General features: G+C 41.1%; 18 protein-coding genes, 1 pseudogene and 1 other annotated feature (1 of these 20 running past the window's edge). Of the genes and pseudogenes, 12 read left to right on the top strand and 7 right to left on the bottom strand.

Features of this window, described 5'->3' with window-relative positions; genetic code table 11:
- Positions 1-82, top strand: a binding site (T-box leader) (it extends 146 nt beyond the left edge of the window).
- 134 nt (positions 83-216) lie between these two features.
- From A6J77_RS02305 to A6J77_RS02285, 5 genes and pseudogenes are all read left to right on the top strand, one after another.
- On the top strand, positions 217-966 hold the full coding sequence (locus A6J77_RS02305) for an amino acid ABC transporter ATP-binding protein (protein ID WP_083070230.1): 750 nt from the start codon (positions 217-219) through the stop codon (positions 964-966).
- A 1-nt stretch (position 967) separates the two neighbouring features.
- On the top strand, positions 968-1639 hold the full coding sequence (locus A6J77_RS02300) for an amino acid ABC transporter permease (RefSeq protein WP_083067918.1): 672 nt from the start codon (positions 968-970) through the stop codon (positions 1637-1639).
- Positions 1640-1653: 14 nt separating this feature from the next.
- Positions 1654-2463: a transporter substrate-binding domain-containing protein gene (locus tag A6J77_RS02295; protein ID WP_083067917.1), complete on the top strand. Its 810-nt coding sequence runs from the start codon at positions 1654-1656 to the stop codon at positions 2461-2463.
- A 60-nt stretch (positions 2464-2523) separates the two neighbouring features.
- Positions 2524-3837 carry an LLM class flavin-dependent oxidoreductase gene (locus A6J77_RS02290; protein ID WP_083067916.1) on the top strand — a complete coding sequence of 438 codons (1314 nt, stop codon included), beginning with the start codon at positions 2524-2526 and terminating at the stop codon, positions 3835-3837.
- A gap of 490 nt (positions 3838-4327) precedes the next feature.
- A pseudogene (locus A6J77_RS02285) lies at positions 4328-4722 on the top strand (malic enzyme-like NAD(P)-binding protein); the annotation flags it as partial.
- Between the two features lie 303 nt (positions 4723-5025).
- On the opposite strand, the gene A6J77_RS02280 reads toward A6J77_RS02285, so the two are convergent.
- Together A6J77_RS02280 and A6J77_RS02275 are read right to left on the bottom strand one after the other, a co-directional pair.
- On the bottom strand, positions 5026-6663 hold the full coding sequence (locus tag A6J77_RS02280; protein ID WP_083067910.1) for a peptide ABC transporter substrate-binding protein: 1638 nt from the start codon (positions 6661-6663) through the stop codon (positions 5026-5028).
- A 355-nt stretch (positions 6664-7018) separates the two neighbouring features.
- On the bottom strand, positions 7019-7885 hold the full coding sequence (locus A6J77_RS02275) for a prephenate dehydrogenase (protein ID WP_083067908.1): 867 nt from the start codon (positions 7883-7885) through the stop codon (positions 7019-7021).
- A gap of 489 nt (positions 7886-8374) precedes the next feature.
- Between A6J77_RS02275 and galE the strand changes: the two genes are divergently transcribed.
- The 3 genes from galE (at position 8375) to A6J77_RS02260 (ending at position 11000) form a co-directional block, all read left to right on the top strand.
- Positions 8375-9391, top strand: coding sequence for a UDP-glucose 4-epimerase GalE (gene galE / locus A6J77_RS02270; protein ID WP_083067906.1), 1017 nt, complete (start codon positions 8375-8377; stop codon positions 9389-9391).
- 530 nt (positions 9392-9921) lie between these two features.
- Positions 9922-10566, top strand: coding sequence for a LysM peptidoglycan-binding domain-containing protein (locus tag A6J77_RS02265; RefSeq protein ID WP_083067904.1), 645 nt, complete (start codon positions 9922-9924; stop codon positions 10564-10566).
- Between the two features lie 179 nt (positions 10567-10745).
- Entirely contained in the window at positions 10746-11000 is a 255-nt protein-coding gene (locus A6J77_RS02260; protein WP_003141237.1) for a helix-turn-helix domain-containing protein, read from the top strand.
- Positions 11001-11363: 363 nt separating this feature from the next.
- On the opposite strand, the gene A6J77_RS02255 is transcribed toward A6J77_RS02260, so the two are convergent.
- Positions 11364-11612 carry a DUF2922 domain-containing protein gene (locus tag A6J77_RS02255; protein WP_083067903.1) on the bottom strand — a complete coding sequence of 83 codons (249 nt, stop codon included), beginning with the start codon at positions 11610-11612 and terminating at the stop codon, positions 11364-11366.
- A gap of 49 nt (positions 11613-11661) precedes the next feature.
- On the bottom strand, positions 11662-11859 hold the full coding sequence (locus A6J77_RS02250; RefSeq protein ID WP_083067901.1) for a hypothetical protein: 198 nt from the start codon (positions 11857-11859) through the stop codon (positions 11662-11664).
- A gap of 165 nt (positions 11860-12024) precedes the next feature.
- Here A6J77_RS02250 and recX point away from each other — a divergent pair, with 165 nt between their 5' ends.
- Positions 12025-13182, top strand: coding sequence for a recombination regulator RecX (gene recX / locus A6J77_RS02245; RefSeq protein WP_083067899.1), 1158 nt, complete (start codon positions 12025-12027; stop codon positions 13180-13182).
- A gap of 59 nt (positions 13183-13241) precedes the next feature.
- Positions 13242-14480, top strand: coding sequence for an A/G-specific adenine glycosylase (gene mutY / locus A6J77_RS02240; protein WP_083067894.1), 1239 nt, complete (start codon positions 13242-13244; stop codon positions 14478-14480).
- Between the two features lie 176 nt (positions 14481-14656).
- Here the strand turns inward: mutY and A6J77_RS02235 are convergent, their stop codons facing one another.
- Positions 14657-15199 carry a DUF402 domain-containing protein gene (locus tag A6J77_RS02235; RefSeq protein ID WP_070466855.1) on the bottom strand — a complete coding sequence of 181 codons (543 nt, stop codon included), beginning with the start codon at positions 15197-15199 and terminating at the stop codon, positions 14657-14659.
- 190 nt (positions 15200-15389) lie between these two features.
- On the opposite strand from A6J77_RS02235, the gene A6J77_RS02230 reads away from it, so the two are divergent.
- Entirely contained in the window at positions 15390-16670 is a 1281-nt protein-coding gene (locus tag A6J77_RS02230; protein WP_083067893.1) for an adhesin, read from the top strand.
- Positions 16671-16888: 218 nt separating this feature from the next.
- Positions 16889-18877 (top strand): type I pullulanase, encoded by a 1989-nt coding sequence (gene pulA / locus A6J77_RS02225; RefSeq protein WP_083067891.1) that lies wholly within the window; start codon positions 16889-16891, stop codon positions 18875-18877.
- A 546-nt stretch (positions 18878-19423) separates the two neighbouring features.
- Here pulA and A6J77_RS02220 read toward each other — a convergent pair.
- Positions 19424-20521 (bottom strand): FUSC family protein, encoded by a 1098-nt coding sequence (locus A6J77_RS02220; protein WP_083067889.1) that lies wholly within the window; start codon positions 20519-20521, stop codon positions 19424-19426.
- A 114-nt stretch (positions 20522-20635) separates the two neighbouring features.
- On the bottom strand, positions 20636-21445 hold the full coding sequence (proC, locus tag A6J77_RS02215) for a pyrroline-5-carboxylate reductase (RefSeq protein WP_083067887.1): 810 nt from the start codon (positions 21443-21445) through the stop codon (positions 20636-20638).
- Between the last annotated feature and the right edge of the window lie 73 nt (positions 21446-21518).

Genomic DNA, 21518 nt, shown 5'->3' with positions numbered 1-21518 from the left:
CAGTATTTACTGACTGAGATATTGTCTGCGAGGACAATATGAAAAAGGGTGGAACCATGATTGTTGACCAGTCATCCCTTCTTGATAGGACTATTGCCTATTGAGAGGGGTTTTTATTTTACTCAAAAAAGGATTTTAAACTGTCAACACAAGCAAAGATAGAGTGAACACAATAATGAGGATGAGCGACATATGACGAACAATAATAGTAACAATATGATTGAAATTGAACACTTACAAAAGGACTTTTCTGGGACCCAGGTCTTAAAGGATATATCCTTTGAAGTTGCAGCCGGCGAAGTTGTGGCCATTATCGGACCATCAGGGTCAGGGAAATCGACCTTGCTTAGATGCTTAAACTACCTAGAAGAACCGAATGGTGGGGTTATTCGCATTGGGGATGTGGCTGTGGATACTAAGAAGGCAACGAAAAAAACTGTGGCTGAATTGAGAAAACAAACTTCGATGGTCTTCCAGCACTACAACTTATTTAAAAATAAAACAGTGCTTGAAAACGTGACTTATGCCCTTGAAGTGGCGCAAGGATTTTCAAAAGATGCTGCTAAAGAAAAAGGGTTGGCTTTACTTGAAAAAGTAGGTTTAGCAGACAAGGCAGACAAATATCCAGTCACTTTATCAGGAGGCCAGCAACAACGTGTGGGGATTGCCCGAGCGGTTGCGGTCAATCCAAAAGTTATTTTGTTCGACGAACCAACTTCATCGCTTGATCCTGAATGGGTAGCTGAAGTACTACAGGTTATTTCTGACATTGCCAGAGACGAGCAAGCAACGATGATTATCGTGACTCATGAAATGAATTTCGCTAAAGAAGTGGCGGATAAAGTCGTCTTCATGTCAGACGGTTACATTGTTGAATCAGGCGAACCTGAAGCCGTCTTAGAAAATCCGCAACATGAGCGGACGATTCAATTTTTACAACGTAATGCTGTTCGGATAGGAGGCTAATATGACCTTTGATTTTGCCTATATGTTGGAAATATTGCCAGATTTACTAGGCTATTTGCCCATTACCTTGTATCTAACCTTGGCTTCGATGGCGATTGCCGTTATCATTGGGGGACTATTTTCGGTGGTTTTAGTCAATAAAGTGCCCGTACTGACCCAGATTATCCAAGTGATCATGTCCTTTTTTCGAGGGACGCCCCCCATTGTCCAGTTATTATTGATTTACTTTGGGTTACCACAGATTCTACCGATTGCAACAGGGATGTCGGCTGAAGCGGCGTCAATCCTGACTTTCTCCTTGAATACAGCAGCCTACTTAGCTGAGGTATTCCGGGCAGCCTTGGGTTCTGTAGACGAGGGTCAGGTGGAAGCGGCGATGACGGTGGGCTTGACTTACGGACAAACATTGCGAGGGATTGTCTTACCACAAGCCATTCGTAACGCCATTCCAGGGACTGGGAATACCTTTGTTGGCTTACTGAAGAATTCGTCACTAGCCTTCACAATTGGGGTCGTCGAGTTGCTTGCCCAAGGGAAATTATTCGCTTCGAATTCCTTGAGGTTCTTTGAAGCCTATTTCGCAGTGGCCTTGATTTACTGGGCCCTCACCATTCTATATTCACTATTACAAAACTGGTATGAGAAACGCCTAGCCGTACCATATACCAGATAAGAGGAGGAAAAGCATTGAAAAAGTTTAAGTTATTGGGTATTGGATTGGCCTCGGCTTTGGTCTTAGCTGCATGCGGGGCATCTGCAGGAGAAGAAGCGACGAGTTTAGACAGCGGGTCTGCAGATAAAACAGTGACAATTGCAGCGTCTCCAGACGGGTATCCGCAACACTATCAAGAAGGGGATGAACTGAAAGGTTTCTCTGTAGAGGTTGCTGAAGCAGCAGCAGAGGAAGCGGGCTACGAGATTGAATGGGCCTTGTCTGACTGGTCTGGTGTTGTTGCAGCACTGCAAGCTGGAAAGGCAGATACCGCTGTTAACTTCGCCAATACGCCGGAACGTCGAGAGTCTTATGTGTATACAGATAACTACTTCTATGCCTCTACTGGGATTGCAGTAGCTTCTGATGACACGGAAACCAACACCCTTGAAGACTTATACGGGGAAACGGTCAACGGTGTAGTCGGGTCTAACTATGCGGAAGTGTTGAAAGAATACGATACTGAAGATCAAATCGGACTTGAATTTGTAGAAAGTATGGCAGTTGCGGTTGCCAATATTCAATCAGGCAAGGTGAAAGGTTATGTCAATGGCTATGAAGAATTGACTGCGCAAATTAAAAACCGCGACCTTGATTTACGGATGATTGATGAAACTTTCGGTGAAAAACCAGTCGGCTTCCCATTCAAAGATACGGAAGAAAACCAACAAATCATTGCGGACTTTAATGCAGCCCTTCAAACTTTAAGTGAAGACGGGACTTTGGCAGAGATTTCAAATGAATACTTCGGGGTAGATATTACCCAATCTAGAGAAGCAGAATAGGATTTTTGATTTAATCAAGCTATTTTATAAGACATTTAATAGAAAGAAAGGAAGATTTTCATGACTAAAAAACAATTAAAACTAGGTGTATTACTATTCGGTGCTGGCGCTCACATGAACTCTTGGAAGGCTGAAGATGTTGCGCCTGATGCATCAATCGACTTCGATCACTATGTAAACTTAACGAAAAAAGCTGAGAAAAATGGGGCGGATTTCGTCTTCATTGCAGATGGTTTATACATCGATGAAAAATCGATTCCTCATTTTGTTAACCGTTTTGAACCTATCGCTTTATTATCAGCTTTAGCACCAATTACTTCTAAAATTGGTTTAGTTGGAACTTTATCAACCACTTATTCTGAGCCTTATAATGTGGCCCGTCAATTTGCGTCATTAGATATTATTTCTAAGGGTCGTGCTGGTTGGAACGTGGTAACCTCGCCACTACAAGGGTCTGCTGGTAACTATAATAAGGGTAACCACCCAGAGCATGACTTACGTTACGACATGGCCAACGAATACTTAGAAGTCACTAAAGGCTTATGGGATTCATTTGATGATGACGCCTTTGTCCGTGACCGTGAAACAGGTGTCTTCTATGATAAAGACAAAGTCCATGTGTTGAATCATAAAGGCGAATTCTTCAATTCAAAAGGACCTTTAAACATTCAACGAACTCCGCAAGGTCAACCGGTTATTTTCCAAGCGGGTGCAAGTCCTAAAGGGATCGAGTTTGCAGCTAAGCATGGTGAAGTGATTTTTAATGCAGCTGGCACCTTGGAAAAAGCACAAGAGTACTACAAAGCTGTTAAAGACGCTGTAAAAGCCAACGGCCGTGACCCAGAAAAAGTGGTTATTTTGCCATCATTATCACCAATTACTGGTGCGACTGAAGAAGAAGTTGCTGCTAACTATGAGAAATTACAACAATTAATCAGCTTGGATGAAGCGCTAGATTACTTAGCACGCTTCTTCGACCACCACGACTTCAAACAATACGATCCAGATGCACCATTCCCAGACTTAGGAGAAGTAGGATCTGACGGATTCCGTTCAACAAGTGACGCGATCAAAGCGCAAGCCAAAGAAGAGAACTTAACCTTACGTGAAGTAGCCCTACAAACGGCTACACCAAAAGGGAACTTCTACGGTACATATGATGAATTAGCGGACAAATTAATCTACTGGTTGGAAAATGACGCAGCAGATGGATTCATGTTAAATGAGCAAGTATTTGGGGATGATTACGACGAATTCTTCGACAATGTATTGTCTAAGATTGCAGAACGTGGCTACTACTCATACGAATATGAAGGGGACACATTACGTGACCACTTGGGCTTAGACTTCAAAGAAAGTCGCTATGCTAAATAGAAGGTAAATAATAAAGGAAGTGATTGTGGTGATTGACCGCAAGAGCTTCCTTTTTCGTTTGACAGTTGGTGTAGAAAAGATGTATTTTTAAATATTGTTATATCAGTGATTTTCACCTTTGGCGAGATTGATATATTTTGGGTGCTATTTTTAGAATGCATGCAAGCAGGCATTTGCGGGTACAGATAAGCTTTGATACTTAATGGCTTAACATTCAATCTATAATGCGATTAAATCAATGGTTATGTTGATTTTTATAATTGAATAAATTTGCATACAATATTTTAATTTAAAAAAATAGAAGTCAGAATCATTGTTGAATGATTCTGACCTCATTTTTTGAGTAAGTTATGAATATTTTGTGCCGTATCTTGTAATCGGCTCTCTCACCTTTAATCAGCCTTCAAATGTCAGACCCGCGTAACTTCAGAAATAAGTGGAGTGATGTGTCATCATTCCACTTATTTCTTCCAGAGAAGAAGTTGTGAAAGATGCGGATGTATTTATCGGTGTCTCTGCGCCTAACGTCTTTAAAAAAGAATGGATCAAAACAATGAATGAAAAAGCGATTATCTTCGCCATGGCTAATCCAACACCAGAAATTATGCCGGATGAAGCTAAAGAAGGTGGTGCATTTATCGTTGCAACTGGACGTAGTGACTCTCTAACCAAATCAATAACGTCTTAGCATTCCCTGGCATCTTCCGTGGTGCTTTGGATGCACGTGCAAGTGATATTACTGAGGAAATGCAAATTGCAGCAGCACAAGGTATCGCAAGCATCATACCAGATGATGAGTTATCAGTTGAAAATATTATTCCAAATGCCTTCAACCCTAACGTATCTAAAATTGTTGCTAAAAGTGTAAATGAAGCAGCAGAGTAAATATAAAAATAGAAGGCTTCGGCATACCGGGTATTACATAACTGCTATTTAATGACTTTGTACACGAATAGGGTACTCAGTAAAATTAATTACTTCTAAACTTGAGTCATTTAAATTTTAAAGGGTACGTATGCCAACCAGGGCTATGGTATCAACTCATATTATTCAATCGCTTTACTCAATAATTCACCACTCATTATTTAATTGATTTACCTCGATTAAATAGACAAATTCAAAAATCCCTAGATCTATGTGTGATTAGATCTAGGGATTTTGCGTGTTGTTATGAATTGTTCAAATGCGTTATTCAGTGACGTTGTATGTGGCTACGCGGTAGTATTGCGCAACCCCGTTTGGTTGGTTGATGACGTTTTCCAAGGATGGGTCAATTAGGTTTGCGTATGCTCCTTGGTAGATTGGGCTGACTGCTGCAGCGTCTTCTACTAGGTATTTTTCAGCGGCTAGGAAGTTGTCCCAACGTGCTGCTGGGTCAAGGGCGTTAGTTGTTTTGCCTTCGGTCATTAATTCATCGTAAGTAGCGTCTGAGAAGTCACCTGATGATAATGATGATCCAGTCACGAAGTAGTCAAGGAAGGCTGTTGGATCGGCGTAAGACGGGTTATAGGTACCGTATACGATGTCAAATTCGCCTGTTCCTGTAATGGCTTGACGGGATTTTAATGGCACGTTACGAACGGTTACTGTTAAACCTGGTAAGTTGGTTTGAAGTTGGGCTTGTAGGTATTCTGATGTGGCTTTTGATGTATCTGTATCAGAAGTTAACAATTCAATTTCAACTGTATCTGTTCCTAAGTCTTCTAAGGCTAAGGCCCATTCTTCTTGGGCAGCTTCTAGGTCAAAGGTCATTAGATCACCATTCTCTTCACGGAAGTCGATGCCTGATTCTGGGTCAGAACCGAATTCTGATGGAATCCAACCACCTGCTGCCTGTGAACCGTCGTCAAGGATGGCGTCAACAAACGCTTCTTTGTCATAAGCTTGGCTGATGGCGCGACGGAAGTGGACGTTATTTGTTGGACTTGATTGGGAGTTGAATTCCATGTAACCAATCATACCTTTAGGTTCGATGTGTAAGACTTCAGAGTCTTGGTATTCTTGAACGTAAGGGGTAGTGATTTCAGTGTATTGGAGTTCGCCACCTTCAAATAAGTTCACGTTTGTTGAGTTTTCTTTAGACATTACCCAGTCGATTTGATCTAAATCAACATTTTCAGCGTCCCAGTACTCGTCATTTTTCGTTAATGTCCATTCAATTTCAGTTGAATTCCAGTCGCTCACTTCAAACGGTCCGTTATATACGGCGTTTTCTGCAGAAGTTCCGTAGTCAGAACCCAGTTCAGTGGCCACATTATGGTTGACTGGTAAGTAGTAAGGTGTAGCTAATAAGTCAGTGAAGTAAGTTGTTGGAGAGGCAAGGGTAATCTCCAATGTTTTATCATCGATAGCTTTAACACCCAGCGTATCCGGTTCAGCTTCACCGTTTGCGATAGCTTCCGCATTTTCAATGACATAGAATTTATTGGCGTTGCCACCAATAGTTTCAGGTGTAACTGTTTTTTGGTAGGTATAAACGAAGTCTTGGGCAGTTACCGGGTCACCATTTGACCAGTCTGCATCGTCACGGATGGTGAAGGTATAAGTTAAACCGTCTTCTGAAACGGTTGGTTCCTCAGCCGCAACCCCTAATTCGTTACTGCTGTTATCAGCAGGCCGGTATAAACCTTCCATTACGTTGGCAATGGTATTTTGACTTGGTGAATCTGTCGAAGAGATACTATCAAGCGACGCCAGTTCGCCGTTCACCGTCACTTTGATGTTTTTAGCCGCTTCTTCATTATCCGCCGTTGTGCCACCATTGCCACAAGCCGCAAGCACCAATGACAATGCCGTTAATGAGAGAATACCCAATTTTTTCTTCATAAATCTCAACCTCTTTTCAATTTACTATAATTATCCCAATCATTATAACTTATCATTTTTGAAAAAAGGAATATATTGCCTAGAATCTGACTTACCAAAATACGGTCATGGTTGATATGAAAAAATCAAGGTGCCAGATTTGACGTATTTGCTAGCCGTTGTTAGATAGAAAAAGAGACGCGAACACATCACGTCTCTGGATAATAAATAGCAATCTTTAAAGAGGATAAGTTGACTTTTAAACCCTCTAGTCGGGTTCCTCAACCAGCTCAAGTCTGCTTCAAACTAAGTTGCATTACACTTTTTGTGATACGGCCTTAGATTTCCAACATTATTGAGCTTAGCGATTTCGCTCTTACCCTCGTCTTTTCCTTTCATCCATTTCGGCTTCTAGTTTCAAGCGATTAGCTGTTGAATGTCTGAACAATTCTTTTAATTGCTCACGATCGTCGGTTCGAATGGCGTCTTTGATCAGGTTTAACTGGGCTTCAAAGTCTTGAATCGATTGTAAGAGGTAATGCTTATTATCGATAAAAAGTTCGCTCCAAAGGTCTTCGTTGATTTTGGCGATACGGGTTAATTCTGGGTATGAGTCACCTGTGAATTTACCGGTTTCGCGTTCTTCATGGTCTGAATTCATCAATGAAATCGCAATGGCATGTGGCAGTTGCGAGGTGAATGAAATCATTTGATCATGGAAGCTAGCTGAAACGCGGTTGATTTTACCGAAACCAATCTCAGTGGCTAGGGATTCTATTTTGCCCAAAGTATCTTCATTATTGGCTTCAGTTGGCGTGATCAGGAAGTTAGCGCCTTGAAATACCGACCCTTGTGCGTAGGCAATCCCTCGGTTCTCACGACCTGCCATAGGGTGGGTGTAGACAACTTCAATATTGTCCGGTAATACGGTCGCCAGCTCGGCCATAAAGTTCTCTTTCGTTCCCGTTGTATCCATTAAGACGCTACCATCTTTAAAGAAGTCGCGGTTAGCTGCAATAAATTGCACAGCTGTTTTCGGGTACAAGGCCATAATGGTCAGGTCCACTTGACCTAAGATGTTTTCACCAGTTAGAAAACCTTCCTTAATAATGCCCATCTCAACTGCGGTATCAAGCGTTTCTTGGTTACTATCAATCCCGTAGATGTCATGATAACCTGCAGTTTGTAACGCCTCCGCAAACGAACCACCAATTACACCTAATCCTACTATCCCAATCTTCATCTCGATACTCCTAACTGTTTTCTCATATTTTATTAGTCCATGATAACATGTAGCCCCTTAAAAATGTTAGGTTTTCTCTGAAATTTCTGGGCATACTAATGCATTATTTGATCATATTTATTGATCTGGCATAATGGTTAACCATTTTTTAATCGGGATTATCGTGGTTTTTTGACAAATAAAGCTAATGCAGTTGAATGCATTGGCAGTCGTAAATTAATTGAGATGACTATGTGCGTTACATATCTACCCAGTGTATATTATTGCATTTTATTGTTACTATAAGTAAAACTTTTTGTTAACTTTGAAAATCTTTTTCAGCTAGGAAACAATCGCCACCCCACAATAAGATGAGCAATAAAGAAAATCAAATTTTAAAATTTATCAGATTGTTAATATTTTTCTTTTTTCCCGCTGTGATACAATAGACTTAAATATATAAATGACAAAAAAATCTGCTGAAAATTGCATGGTTAAAGGAGAATTAAGATGGCTATTCTAGTTACAGGTGGTACTGGTTATATCGGTTCCCACACAACAATTGAATTAATCCAAGCCGGCTATGATGTCGTGATCGTGGATGATTATTCAAACAGTAAACCAGTCGTTTTAGAACGAATTGAAGAAATTTCTGGTGTGCGTCCACGCTTCTATGAAGCAAACGTATTAGACAAAGAGGCATTAACCCATATCTTTGAAGTAGAAAATATTGAAGCAGTGATTCATTTCGCAGCCTTCAAAGCAGTTGGTGAATCAGTTGCCAAACCAATTAAATACTACGACAACAACCTAGGTGGTTTAGTATCAGTTCTTGAAGTGATGCAAGAGTTTAATGTCAATAAAATTGTCTTCTCTTCATCTGCCACTGTATACGGTATGGACAACGAGTCACCGTTAACAGAAGACCTACCAACAAGCGCAACAAACCCATACGGTTACACCAAAGTCATGAACGAACAAATCCTTCGTGACCTGGCAGTAGCTGACGACACGTGGTCAGTCATGATCTTACGTTACTTCAACCCAATCGGTGCCCACGAATCAGGCCTAATCGGTGAAGACCCAACAGATATTCCAAACAACCTAATGCCTTATATCACTCAAGTGGCCATCGGTAAACGCGACCACTTATCTGTATTTGGTAGTGACTATCCAACCCATGACGGTACAGGTGTCCGCGACTACATCCACGTCGTTGACCTAGCCAAAGGTCACGTAGCCGCAATCAAACACGCACTTGACCACCAAGGCGTTGAGACAGTTAACTTAGGAACAGGAATTGGCTACTCAGTCCTAGACCTGGTCAACACATTTGTAGCCCAAAATGGCGTAGAAGTCCCATACGAGCTAGTAGACCGACGTCCTGGTGACGTCGCTGCCAATTACGCAGACGCTTCATATGCCAAAACATTATTATCTTGGACAGCAGAACATGATCTAGCTGACATGTGCCGTGACTCATGGAAATGGCAATCAAACAATCCAAACGGTTACGACCAAGACTAAAAAAATATGATCTTAAACGAGGCCCACCGTGAAAATCGTGGGTCTTTTAAATTGGCCAGGGGAACGACTCAACGCCTTGCAGTCGAGTTCGCTTCTGACGCATAGACACCCCTATGTCACTACGTTCCAAGGGCTGCTCCATCGACCAGTTCAAGTCCACTTCAGCTTTTGACCGAGTCAGTGCTTCATCACCTATTCGGTTAAATGCGTTAGAACTAGTTTGCACCTCACTTCGTGTGCTATGGCATTAGTCTTCTAGCATTGTTGAGTTGAGCGGTCTCGCTCACACCCTGTTTTTTGTAACACAAATGCAATCTAGGGGTAATCTATAAGTTAAATTATATGTGTATTCTGTGTTATAATATGAAGGAAATGCTTTTGGATTATGGCGTTTATATTTTGAATATGCGCATTATAGTTGGGATAAACTTGATTTTAAGCGTATACGATATGTGGTAAAAGGTATGTAGAATGTTGAATTCTTGTACATTTGGCCACATAATTTCTTTTTACAGGGTGGGGGAAATACTATGCCAGCATGGCTAGGTGAATTTATTGAAAAATGGCAGGCACAATCTCGATCGACGCAATTTACGGTTGTTGGTATTGTGATCGCTGCTATCGTGTTGATGATTATTCCGTGGAGAGCGTCTGCTGAAGAGGGCAATCCTTTAGGTGTACAAGTGGATTCACAGCCATTGAGCGGTTCAGATTATTATTCGGCTGAACCATTAACAGTGAGTGGTAATGGAACTGGTGTATCTTTAGGTGACTCGAGTAAGGCATCAAGCGAATCGTCATCAGTTGCATCATCTGTTGAATTAACTAAAGATGCAGACTACAGTGCAGATTTAGCAAGTTTAACAGCAGAATATGAAGCAAACTCAGCGTCATTAGCGCAGTCAAGGTCGAATGATCCATCTTATACAGCACCGAACGTTTCATCTAGTTCATCGGCTTCTTCAAGTGCTAGCTCATCCTCATCTTCTTCAACAGCAGATGCCAGCTCTAGCTCAAGTAGTGAAATGCCTTCAGCTGGAACATATACAGTTCAACCAGGTGACAATGCTTATCGAATTGCAACTAACAATGGTTTAACTTTAGATGAATTCCTAGCAATGAACGGAAAAACTGAGGCTTCTGTAACCCCTGGTGAAGTAGTTCGTATACAATAAGTAAATTTTATGTAAATTTGTCCGTTAAAATCTTAACAATTGAGCGGATTCACTAGCAATTATAGTGAAAAAGTTGTATTATTATGTAGGTAATTTTTTCAAATAAGTCAGATTCATAAGCAATTTATAACTGATATGGAATAATTTGTAGTATAATATATAAGCAAGGAGGGCTGAACATGGAAGAATTAAAAATTGCGAATGCACAGCCACGCGAAGCGGCTCGTCAAAAAGCAACACAAAACGCAGCAGAGATCCTCTTAGAAATTCGTAGCAAACGCGGAATTTCTCAAGCGCGCCTAGCTGAAATCTCTGGACGTAAACAAAGTTACATTTCACGTGTAGAATCAAGACAACAAAACATTTCATTAGCAACGTTACAAGAAATCGTTGACGCTGTTGGCGGAAACCTAGTTGTTAAAGTTGAGTTATAATCCTGACTGATTAATAGAATAACTTAGAAAAGTCGTATTCGTTTGTGGCCCTGAAGTTCCACGAACGAATGCGACTCTTTTTATACCCAAAAGGGTGCGTCATAAAACGTCTTACCCCTTTGAAATATTCAAAATTTATATTTTTGATTGTGTGGGTAAGATAATTACAAAAACATAATTTTTCCAGCGTCTCCTGTTTGAGCGCCTTGGATCACGTCTTATTCTTAAGGCAATGATAGAGAAAGCGTATGCTGAAGGCCTATGAATAAATAAATTATCAAAGAAAATATTCAATAAAAAATGGCGTATAAAAAAAGAGACTTGGACAAATTGCCCAAGCCTCTTCGTGTTATTGCAATTTGATTATGCTTCTACAGGTTCTGTTGTGTAGATGTCTTCTACTTGACGGTTAACATAGCGACCTGAAACAACAGTGTGGAAGATCTTGTGTCCTTCTTCATTCACAAAAGCGTCTGATGCGATAAAAGCATTTAAAGCAGCTTCGACAGTTGCAGCATCTAAATTTGCTTTAGGATTTTTAATAGTAACAGTACGTGTCTTGTTGTCAGCAGTTTTAAATTTTAATTCGAATACATTTGTTTCTTCAATCATGAGAATCCTCCTTTAGGACAATAGGGACATGTAAATGGTTTGCTAGTGATTAGGCTATAGTGTAACGTTCGACTGCTTCGGCACCTGTAAAGGCGTCTTCGATTAAGTTAGAAAGTGCAAGTGCTAAAGCATTTACTTTATCTGTATCTGGGTTTTCAACTAAACCGTTTAAAGTAATGCGTGTTTCTTTATCCGTTTCCACGTTCAAGTAAGTTAATTCTAATTTGGCAGATTCAAAGTTTTTCATAGGTATTCCCTCCAAGTTTTGTTTTGTAAGCCCTCCGGATGACTTACACAAATAAGAACGGCGTCCGAGGGGAAAGTGACAAGGGAATAGCAGAAATTGTTGTCAAAACTTTTCCTGTGCTAAAATATATAACGTATACAAGGATTTTTGAGGAGGGAAGCGTGCATGACTGAAAAAAAACGAGGGCCCATAAAGCTGTCTGACATTGGTAATTCAAAGCAATCGTCAAAAGCAGCAGTCGATAGAAAAATTAGCCAAAACTCTCATATAAAGAAAAAACATTCAGATAATGACCCTAGTAAAGGGGGACAAACCCCTAGCTACCAGAAAAAGGCAAGGGTTAGACAAGCGCCCCGTCATCAAACATCAGCGAATATTGAAGATTCTGCTTTAAGTGCCGATAGCTTAGCTTCTGATTTATTAGCCAAAGCTGAAGGGTTGCGAGTTCAGAAAGCGGATTCCCTTTTTCAAGAGAAGGAATTACCGGCGGAATCTTCGAAAGATGAGGTGGTTGCTGGGGAAATTACGTTGATTGAGGTTCAGAAAAAGAATAAGAAGCGGTTCAATGTCTACATCAAGGGCCAATTCGCTTTTGGGATCAGCGAGAATACTTTGGTCAAGTTCGCCTTGCATAAGGGCCAAGTGTTGGATAAGGATTTTATTGCGGATATCCAGCAAATTGACAAGGAAGATTATGCCTACCAGCTTGCGGTCCGGTTTTTGAGCCACCAGTTACGGTCTGAAAAGGAAGTTCGGGCTAAGTTAACTGAAGAAGAAATTGAGCCTGAGGTGATGGAGAAGGCGGTTGCTAAATTGAAAGAGGTTAAGCTGATCGATGACACCATGTTCGGTCAGGCCTATACGCGAACGGCTATGAATATCAATAAAAAAGGACCGAATGTGATTGCTCGGGAGTTGAAAAATAAGGGGCTTGGGGAAGATGAAATTGACCAGTCCTTGAATGAATATGACCGGGACACTGAGGTTGAAAATGCTTATGCGATTGCGGAAAAATATTTCCAAAAGCAGTTGCGGAAGGCGTCACATCGAAATGCTAGTCAAAAGACCAAACAATACTTGGTGCAAAAGGGATTTGACAGTGATTTGATTCAAGAGTTGATGCAGCAACTGGCTGACCAATACCAGGATGAGGACCAGGAATTGGCAGTTTTACAGAAAGACTTGGAAAAATACATGCGCCGGTATAAGAAACTTTCGGGCCGAGATTTGACCTTTAAAGTGAAGGGGATGCTCTACAATAAGGGGTATCCGTCAGAATTAATAAATCAGGCGCTTGAGATTTACGAGGAAGAAAATGGGTAAATGCTATAATAGGTAAATACGGGAAAATATATAACAGAAATAGAGGAGCAAGCAAAGTAGTGACTGAAGTAAATCAAGATATCGACATGTCTTTATATATGAATGAGTCGGCTATCCAAGACTTGGGGCCGGTAATTGAAGGTGTCCAAGTTTGGGGACCGGCTACCAACCAGGACTTTAGAAAGACTTTTCTAGACTGGTATGACAAGGAAAGTCGCCGTCTACCTTGGCGGGAATCTAAGGACCCATATCGGATTTGGGTGTCAGAAATTATGTTGCAGCAAACTAGGGTAGATACCGTTATCGGCTATTACGCTCGCTTTCTGGCTGCTTTTCCGACCATCAAAGACTTGGCGGAAGCAGAAGAGGACCAATTGTTGAAAGTTTGGGAAGGTTTGGGTTATTACTCAAGGGTACGCAACATGCAGGCAGCGGCCCAACAAATTATGGCGGACCACGAGGGGATTTTTCCAGATAATTTAGCCGACATCAAAAGGTTGAAGGGGATTGGTCCTTATACAGCAGGTGCCATCGGGTCTATCGCCTTTGGTATCCCTGTGCCAGCCATCGACGGCAACGCCATGCGGGTCATTTCTCGCTTGTTTATGATCAATGCAGATATTCAAAAGCCGGCCAATCGGAAGATTTTTGAAGCGGTCGGCCAATACCTAGTAGATCCCGACCGTCCAGGAGACTTCAACCAGGCCATCATGGATCTCGGTTCATCATTTGAAACGCCGAAGAAAGCCATGCCCGAATTGTCGCCATTGCGTGATTTTACAATGGCAACCCTGACCGGGACCACCGACAACTACCCAATTAAAAGTAAGAAAGCCAAGGCCAAACCCGTCTATTATCAGGCCCTTATCTTGCAGAATGCTAAAGGACAAGTATTGATTGAGAAAAGGACGCAACACAAATTGCTGAATAACTTGTGGACAGTACCCTTAATCGATTTGGGGACAAGTGCCAACCAAGATCTGCCAGCAAATGAGAAATCGGCTTTTTTACTAGCTGAAAGTCAGGAAACTTACGGGGTCTCGCCAATATTCATGCGTAAGGAAATCGGCCAAGTCAAACATGTCTTCACCCATTTGATTTGGCATATCCAATTAACCTACGGCCAATTAAAACCTGCGGACGAAAAGAGAATCAATGATATGATTACTTCTGGTGAGGCGGATTATGCCTGGGTAGCGCCCCATCAATTTGATGACTATGCCTTTCCAACTGTGCAAATGAAAGTTTGGCAAGCTTATGAAGATTATCAAAAAGATAGTCACCACAATATTAAATAATCAAAAAAACAAATGGCTACGACTTTTGCTGTCGTAGCCATTTGTTTAAATTGTCGTGAATATTCAGGATGGACGAAGTCTTATAGGATGTTGGTCCAGGGCCCACACCGCTTGCTTAAAATCACATCTCTTTTATTTCACCACAGTCTTTATCTACATTGGAATATTACTATGATTTATTTTTTGCGTTTATGACTTAACTGACAATAGCGTTCGTACCAAATATCTACATACTCTTTAGAAAAAGGGCCTTTTTCTTCATTAATCCAACGTACAAGTTCCTGAACGTTATCTTTTAAAATAGCATCGATATCAGACGAGTACCCCATCAACTGACGGTGGTCTTTATATTCATCTACGTCTAACAACTTCCGCTTACCATCAGGAAAAATCTTGATATCTAAATCATAATCGATATATTTCAAGGCTTCATCATCCAATACGTAAGGGGATGCTAAATTACAATAATAAGATACGCCGTTCGGACGAATCATTGTAATAATATTGAACCAATAGTGTTTATGGAAATATAGTAGGGCGGGCTCTCTAGTCACCCATCGTCTACCGTCAAAATCAACAACCAAGGTATGATCATTGCAGGCAATGATACTTTGGTCACTTGTTTTTAAAACCATAGAATCTCGCCAAGTGCGATGTAAGGAACCATCGTGCTTGTAGCTTTTGACTGTGATGAATTCACCTTCTTTAGGGTTTCTCATCACCAAACCTACTTTCTACACCTAGCTAGGTTGTAACATAAAATATTATATCATAATGAAAAATGAAAGAGTAGGCTAATTGCCTACTCTCATATTCTTAAAAAAACCTAAAAGATTTAATACAGTTTGGCTTCATTTTGTTATATGATAGAATAAACAATGGGAAAAGTTTGTATAAAGGAGCTCAAGCATGAATAGAAAATCAAATAGAAACCAAATGATCTTGACAGCAGTCTTTATTGTCATTTCATTGGTGTTAGTGGGAGGTAGCTATTTTGTTTATCGCTCACGCCAACAAAATATGTTAGCAGACCAAGCCAGCACATTTTCTTCAATGTCAGTAGATATGAACCAAACAGCACCATCAACACCAGAAGAATATAATGCAGAAGAAATGGTTCAAGCATTTACGGACAACCGCGGGGAAACAACAGCACTTCATTATTTATACTACCTACAAAGTGTAGAGCAAGTGCCAACCATCTCAATCGCCCGTACCCAAGCAGACCAAGAAGCTTGGACACCAACTATCACAGATCGTTTAAATGAACTCGGCTTTGACGAAGCAAATGTTAACTCAGTGGACTGGACAGAAATTACCTCTGCCGATGCAGTGGACCAACATTCAAGTAACCTAACTGAAGCCAACCCACAATTAGTGATTATCCCAACTTTCGTAGAAGAAGATTATGAAGCTGAAATCTCTGAAGAGGATCATTTAGCGAATATTGAAGAATTGTTCAATACTATTCGTATGGACCTACCTTCAGCCTTAATCGTCTTTGCGCAATACCCAGCTTCAAATAAAGAAATGGCTGAAGATGAAGACTATGTAACTTATAACGACAATACTTTATCAGCTATGCAAGAAGCTGGCTATAATGTTTATGACGTGAATACTGCTTACGGTAAAGCACGTGATAGCTCAGAAAGCTTAAACCTTGAAAATAGCTTTACAGATGAAGGTTTCTCCGAAGAAGCAAGTCAATTAATGGCTACCACTTTAATGGCGCAAATTGAAGATACGCAAATCAATGCCACTGATGGGTATGACGGCGCAAATGAAGATGTTGCTGAAATGCAAGCGAAAATAGATGCTCAAGCAGAATCAGAATCAATCGCAGCAGAAGAACAAGCATCATTAGATGCAGAAGCTGAATCAATTGCAGCAGAAGAACAGGCATCAATCGACGCTGAAAATGCATCTATTGCAGAATCAGAATCAATCGCAGCGGAAGAATCGGCGGCAGCTGAAGCAGCTTATATCTCAGAATCAATTGCAGCAGAAGAAGCGGCGGCTGAAGAAGATTACTACTACTACTACTCTGAACCAGCACCTGATTACGGTTCGTCTGAGTCGAATGCATCATCAAGTGCATCATCAAGTGCATCAAGTGAACCAACTGATACATCTCGAGAAAGTGTAATTGAAGAAGATTCTACTACAGATGAAACACCTGTTTCAGAATAATCAATTCAGTATGATTTAAATGAATACAACAAGTTAAAACACCTTAAAAGGGCACCCTATTCACTGATATAACCAAAAAATGGTGATAGTCTACTGAATGGACGGGAATTCACCTTTTAGGGTGTTTTTTGTAGTCTTTTAAGGGAAAAGTCGATAAAATAAAGATGATAAACTTAATGTAAATCAGTCATTTTTCGAGCTGAAGAAAAGAGGCATTTATGGCAAAAGATATTGCAACTATCCAAGAAATTTTTGATTTAATTGAAACGGCAGATCCTGAATTAATTAGTCTGCGCATGCGCGAAACCATGGAGTCGGATGCTTTTGATAAGGCTTATTACTATGACGGATTTCTCGGCTACTCTTACTCAAAAACCAGTACGCTCTTACGTATTTGGACCCCAATAGCGATTGATGTTGAATTACTCTTATACAAATCTGACACGTCTGACGAATATGAAGCTATCCAAATGGAAGAAGAAGTAGAAACTGGTACCTACGTCGTTCGTTTAGAAGGTGATTACAAAAATGTTCCTTATATGTACCGGATTTTCTTCCCTAATTCCACTGTTGAAATCACCCAAGACCCGTACTCACAAGCCGTTACCGTTAATGGCGCCCGGTCTGTCATTGTTGATTTAGAAGAAGGTTATCCGGATGACTGGGAAAATGATAAACGTCCACCGTTTGCTGACGCCCGCGATGCCATTATCTATGAAGCAAGCGTCCGTGATTTAACGTCCAATATCAATTCCGGTGTACCTAAGGAAAAACGCGGTAAATTTGCGGGCCTTGCGCTAAGTGGCACTAAAACAGCCAACGAATTTGCCACCGGTTTAGATTATATTGCTGATCTAGGGATTACCCACCTGCAGTTAATGCCAATGGCCGATTTTGTAACGGTCGATGAATTGTCTGATCGACCAGATAATTACAACTGGGGCTATGACCCCATGCATTACAATGTGCCAGAAGGTTCCTACTCCATGGCTCCAAGAGATCCAGTAGCCCGATTGAAAGAAATGCGGGAAATGGTCCAAGCCTTGCATGCCAAAGGACTTCGCGTTGTGATGGATGTTGTCTATAACCACGTTTATGAACACGAACGCCACCCGCTTGGCTTAACCGTTCCTTACTACTATTTCCGCTACAACAAAAATGGCGACTTATCTAATGGGTCAGGTGTAGGGAATGAGACGGATTCAACTCGTTTGATGTTCCGCCGGTACATGATTGAATCCATTACTTACTGGGCCAAGGAATTCCATATCGACGGTTTCCGCTTCGATTTAATGGGACTTCATGACATTGAAACCTTAAATTTGATCCGCGAGGCCTTGGATAAGATTGATCCATCCATTTTAATGTACGGTGAAGGTTGGGACTTAGAAACTCTTTTGTCTTCTGACAAAAAGGCTATCCTTCGTAATGCTTATAAAACCCCTCGTATTTCTTATTTTAATGACCAACTCCGCGATCAAGTACGTGGATCGGACTACGGGGACGCAACGGATCCAGGTTTTATCACGGGTAAATTTATGACAGAACAAGCCGTCCTTGCATCATTTTTAGGTGGGGGTAACTTGTCAAAACGGGACGCGAACGTGACTCAAGCTCAACAATTAATCCAATATATTGAAGTGCATGATAACTATACTTTACGGGATAAAATCGCCTTATCCCACGGCGAAGAACCGGTCAGACTGCGTAAAAGACGGCAACTATTAGGGAATTCGATTATTGCCTTGTCAGCCGGTATTCCGTTCTTCCATTCTGGTCAAGAATTCTTCCGAACCAAGCATGGGGTAAGAGATTCCTATAACGCAGGTGACGAAATCAACTGTATGGACTGGGATTTGATGGCTGCAAACTATGATGCAGTCAACTACTTTAAAGGTTTATTGGCATTACGGAAGAAATATCCATTCTTTACAGAGAAAAACCAACAAACATTTTTTGAAAATGTAACCGTGATTAAGTCAGACTACCAAATCATAGGCGTGCATTACCATGGTATAGGACATGAATTAGTAGTGATTTTTAACGGCCAATTGAATGATGTAAAAGTATGGATACCAGAAGGTGGCTGGCGACCAATTGCCCGCGATAACAAGATGGTTGGCGATGACTTTGTGGATTTAATCAAAGGTAATGCAGATGTTAATGTACCAATTCTTTCTACATTGATTTTAGAAAGAGTCGAGTAGTAGTACCTAGTATTTATTCATATACAGGTAAACCGTAGATTTATGCTTTGATATGGTTTAGTGATTAGTGAAGTTTTTATGATATGTAATAATTTAGAAGCCTTCGACTTCCGCTTTTTCCAATGTCTCCTGTCTGTCCTGGGAAACTCGACTAGCAGTGGAGACTAAATCAGCCAAGGTCTGATTCTAGTCTGACGATTCAGTCTGTTGGGAGTGAGCGCCCACAGACTAATATGCGTTAGCACATCACTAGTTGGGTTCGAGCCTCTAGAAAGAACTAGGTTTCAGATTAGGTTGAGCTGACTTTGTCAGTCACTTTCCTAACCTTCCAACGATTTCTTTTTGGACGTCGGCTCTTTCACCGCTATTTTGGATATGTTCAATTTAATCGCACAAGCATCATTAAGTTGTTCTACCGAATAACTATTGCTCAAAAAGATATTATGACAACGAAATTAACTGCATATTCAAAAAAGGAGGGGTTGAGACTATTGTCTCGACCTCTCCTTTTGAAATGGCGTATACTATGTTTTTTTGACATACGAGTTATTCGATGCCTTCTAGTGAGTCTGCTTGGTATTCATCTTCGTCGTGGTGGATTCTATATGAACGAATCAAGGTGTTTAGTTTAATTAATGATTCTTCGTAAGACACCAATTGGCCGGTGATTAACATTAAAGCGTTTGAACGCTCAAATTCTTCTTGGGTAGCAGTTTGTTTAATGGCTGCGTATTCGAAGATAGAGTCCATTAAGTCTTGCCGGTACCCTTGGGTTGGTTGAAAGAAATTCACTTCTAATGGTGAGATTCGACCGTCAAATTTCAAGAAGATTTGTTCATGGGCTGAACATAGGGTTTCAATCCGTTCGCGGATTTGGATCCGTAGTTCTTCTGGTAATTGGAACATGACATTGGTATGGGTATGTAAGACGGATAATAAGGCCAATGCTTGTTCTAGTGACACGATTAAAGCCCGGAAAACAACGAGTTTTCGTTTTAACATGGGTAGTTTTTGTTTAGACCAGACATTCTCATCTTTTAAGAGTGCGTATAGGCTGTGACTTTGTGCGATACGATTTTCTGCCCAGGCGATATCAGAGGTTAGGGTAGAGTATTCGCCGTTTTTGCGAAGGATGGCTCTTAAACGCACTAAGATTTCACTAGAGGTTTTATTGACTTCTTCGTAAAGAATGGCGTCGTATTTAGGTGGTAAAACAAAGACGTTCACTAATAGGGAAACGGTAACTCCAAGTAATGACTCAACCACACGCGCGATGGCAGAGGTGATAATCATATCTTGGTCGTGCAGCATAATCACCACAAGGGTAATGGTTGCTAAGGTGATAACGTTGGCCATATTTAAAGCCCGCAAAATCCCGATAAAAATCGTCACGGTCACCCCAATAATAATAGGGGAATTACCGAAAAAGTGCACCATAACTACAGCAACGATACCCCCAAGTATCGCCGCCATAACACGGTTAAAGAAGGTATCAATCGATCCTCTTACAGTTTGTTGTAAACCGATGACCGCAGTAAAGGCAGGGATGACAGGCTCAACAAAGGGTAACCAGTCAGCAATTAAAATACTGAGCATTACCCCAAGACCCGTCTTAAACATCCTGGCACCAAGTTTCATTTTCATTCAATCCTTTTTAATGTTCTTCATCATTTTGTAGTATCTCTTCAACTATCCATATTACTAGGCAATGGTCGTGAAAGCTAGCAATAACAGCAAGTTTTCAGCAATTTACAGAAATCATAAACTTTCCGACTTTTCAATACCCGCAATTATCGTTTCAATAATTGTGCCGCGCAGGTTTATTGACTCAGCTGTGCGGACCTCTTCAATGGTTGTGCCACCTGGGGTACAAACCGCGTCCTTCAAAGCGCCAGGGTGCAGGTCCGATTCAATTGCCAACTGAGCTGACCCCTTAACCGCTTGTTTTGCAAAGGCTAGCGCTTGTGGTCGGGTAAGTCCTTTTGCTACACCGGCATCCGCCATCGCTTCAATAATCATGAAGATAATCGCTGGACTCGAACCCGCAATCCCTGTGAAGGCGTCCAACTGGTTCTCAGTCAACTGTTCCGCTGACCCGAAAGTATGAAGGATTTGCATAATTAATTCCTTATCCGATGCCGATAAGTTTTCATTATAGACAACACCAGAAATCCCTTCCCCAACTTGCGCTGGAATATTAGGCATCACCCGGGCAAATTTGGCAGAATCACCTAACTGTTCAGCCGCATCCGTCAAACTGTAGCCCGTCGCAACCGAAATCACAATCGTCTCCGCAGTAAGTGTCGGCTTGATTTCATCCACCACGTCCTTGATTAAATAAGGTTTTACCGCAAGGATAACCACGTCCGCGCCCTTAGTCGTCTCCTTATTATCTGTCAAAATGGCGAAACCATACTTAGCTGAGTCCGCTTCAGCTTTTTCAGGGTTAGCGCGTGAACCAGTAATCAGTTGGTTGTCAATCTCGCCCGATTTTACCAAGCCGTTTAAAATTGCTGTTCCCATATTGCCTAAGCCGATGATAGCAATTTTTTTATCTATTTGTTTCATATACTGTGCCTTCCTTCTTTAAATGAATTCCTGAAATGAAATTCCTGTACATTAGAATACTTTCATTTTAGCA

The sequence above is a fragment of the Aerococcus viridans genome, from assembly GCF_002083135.2.
Classification (GTDB): Bacteria; Bacillota; Bacilli; order Lactobacillales; family Aerococcaceae; genus Aerococcus; species Aerococcus viridans_C.
The sequence above is the reverse complement of the archived record's forward strand: the minus strand, read 5'-3'. Positions and strand labels throughout refer to the sequence as shown.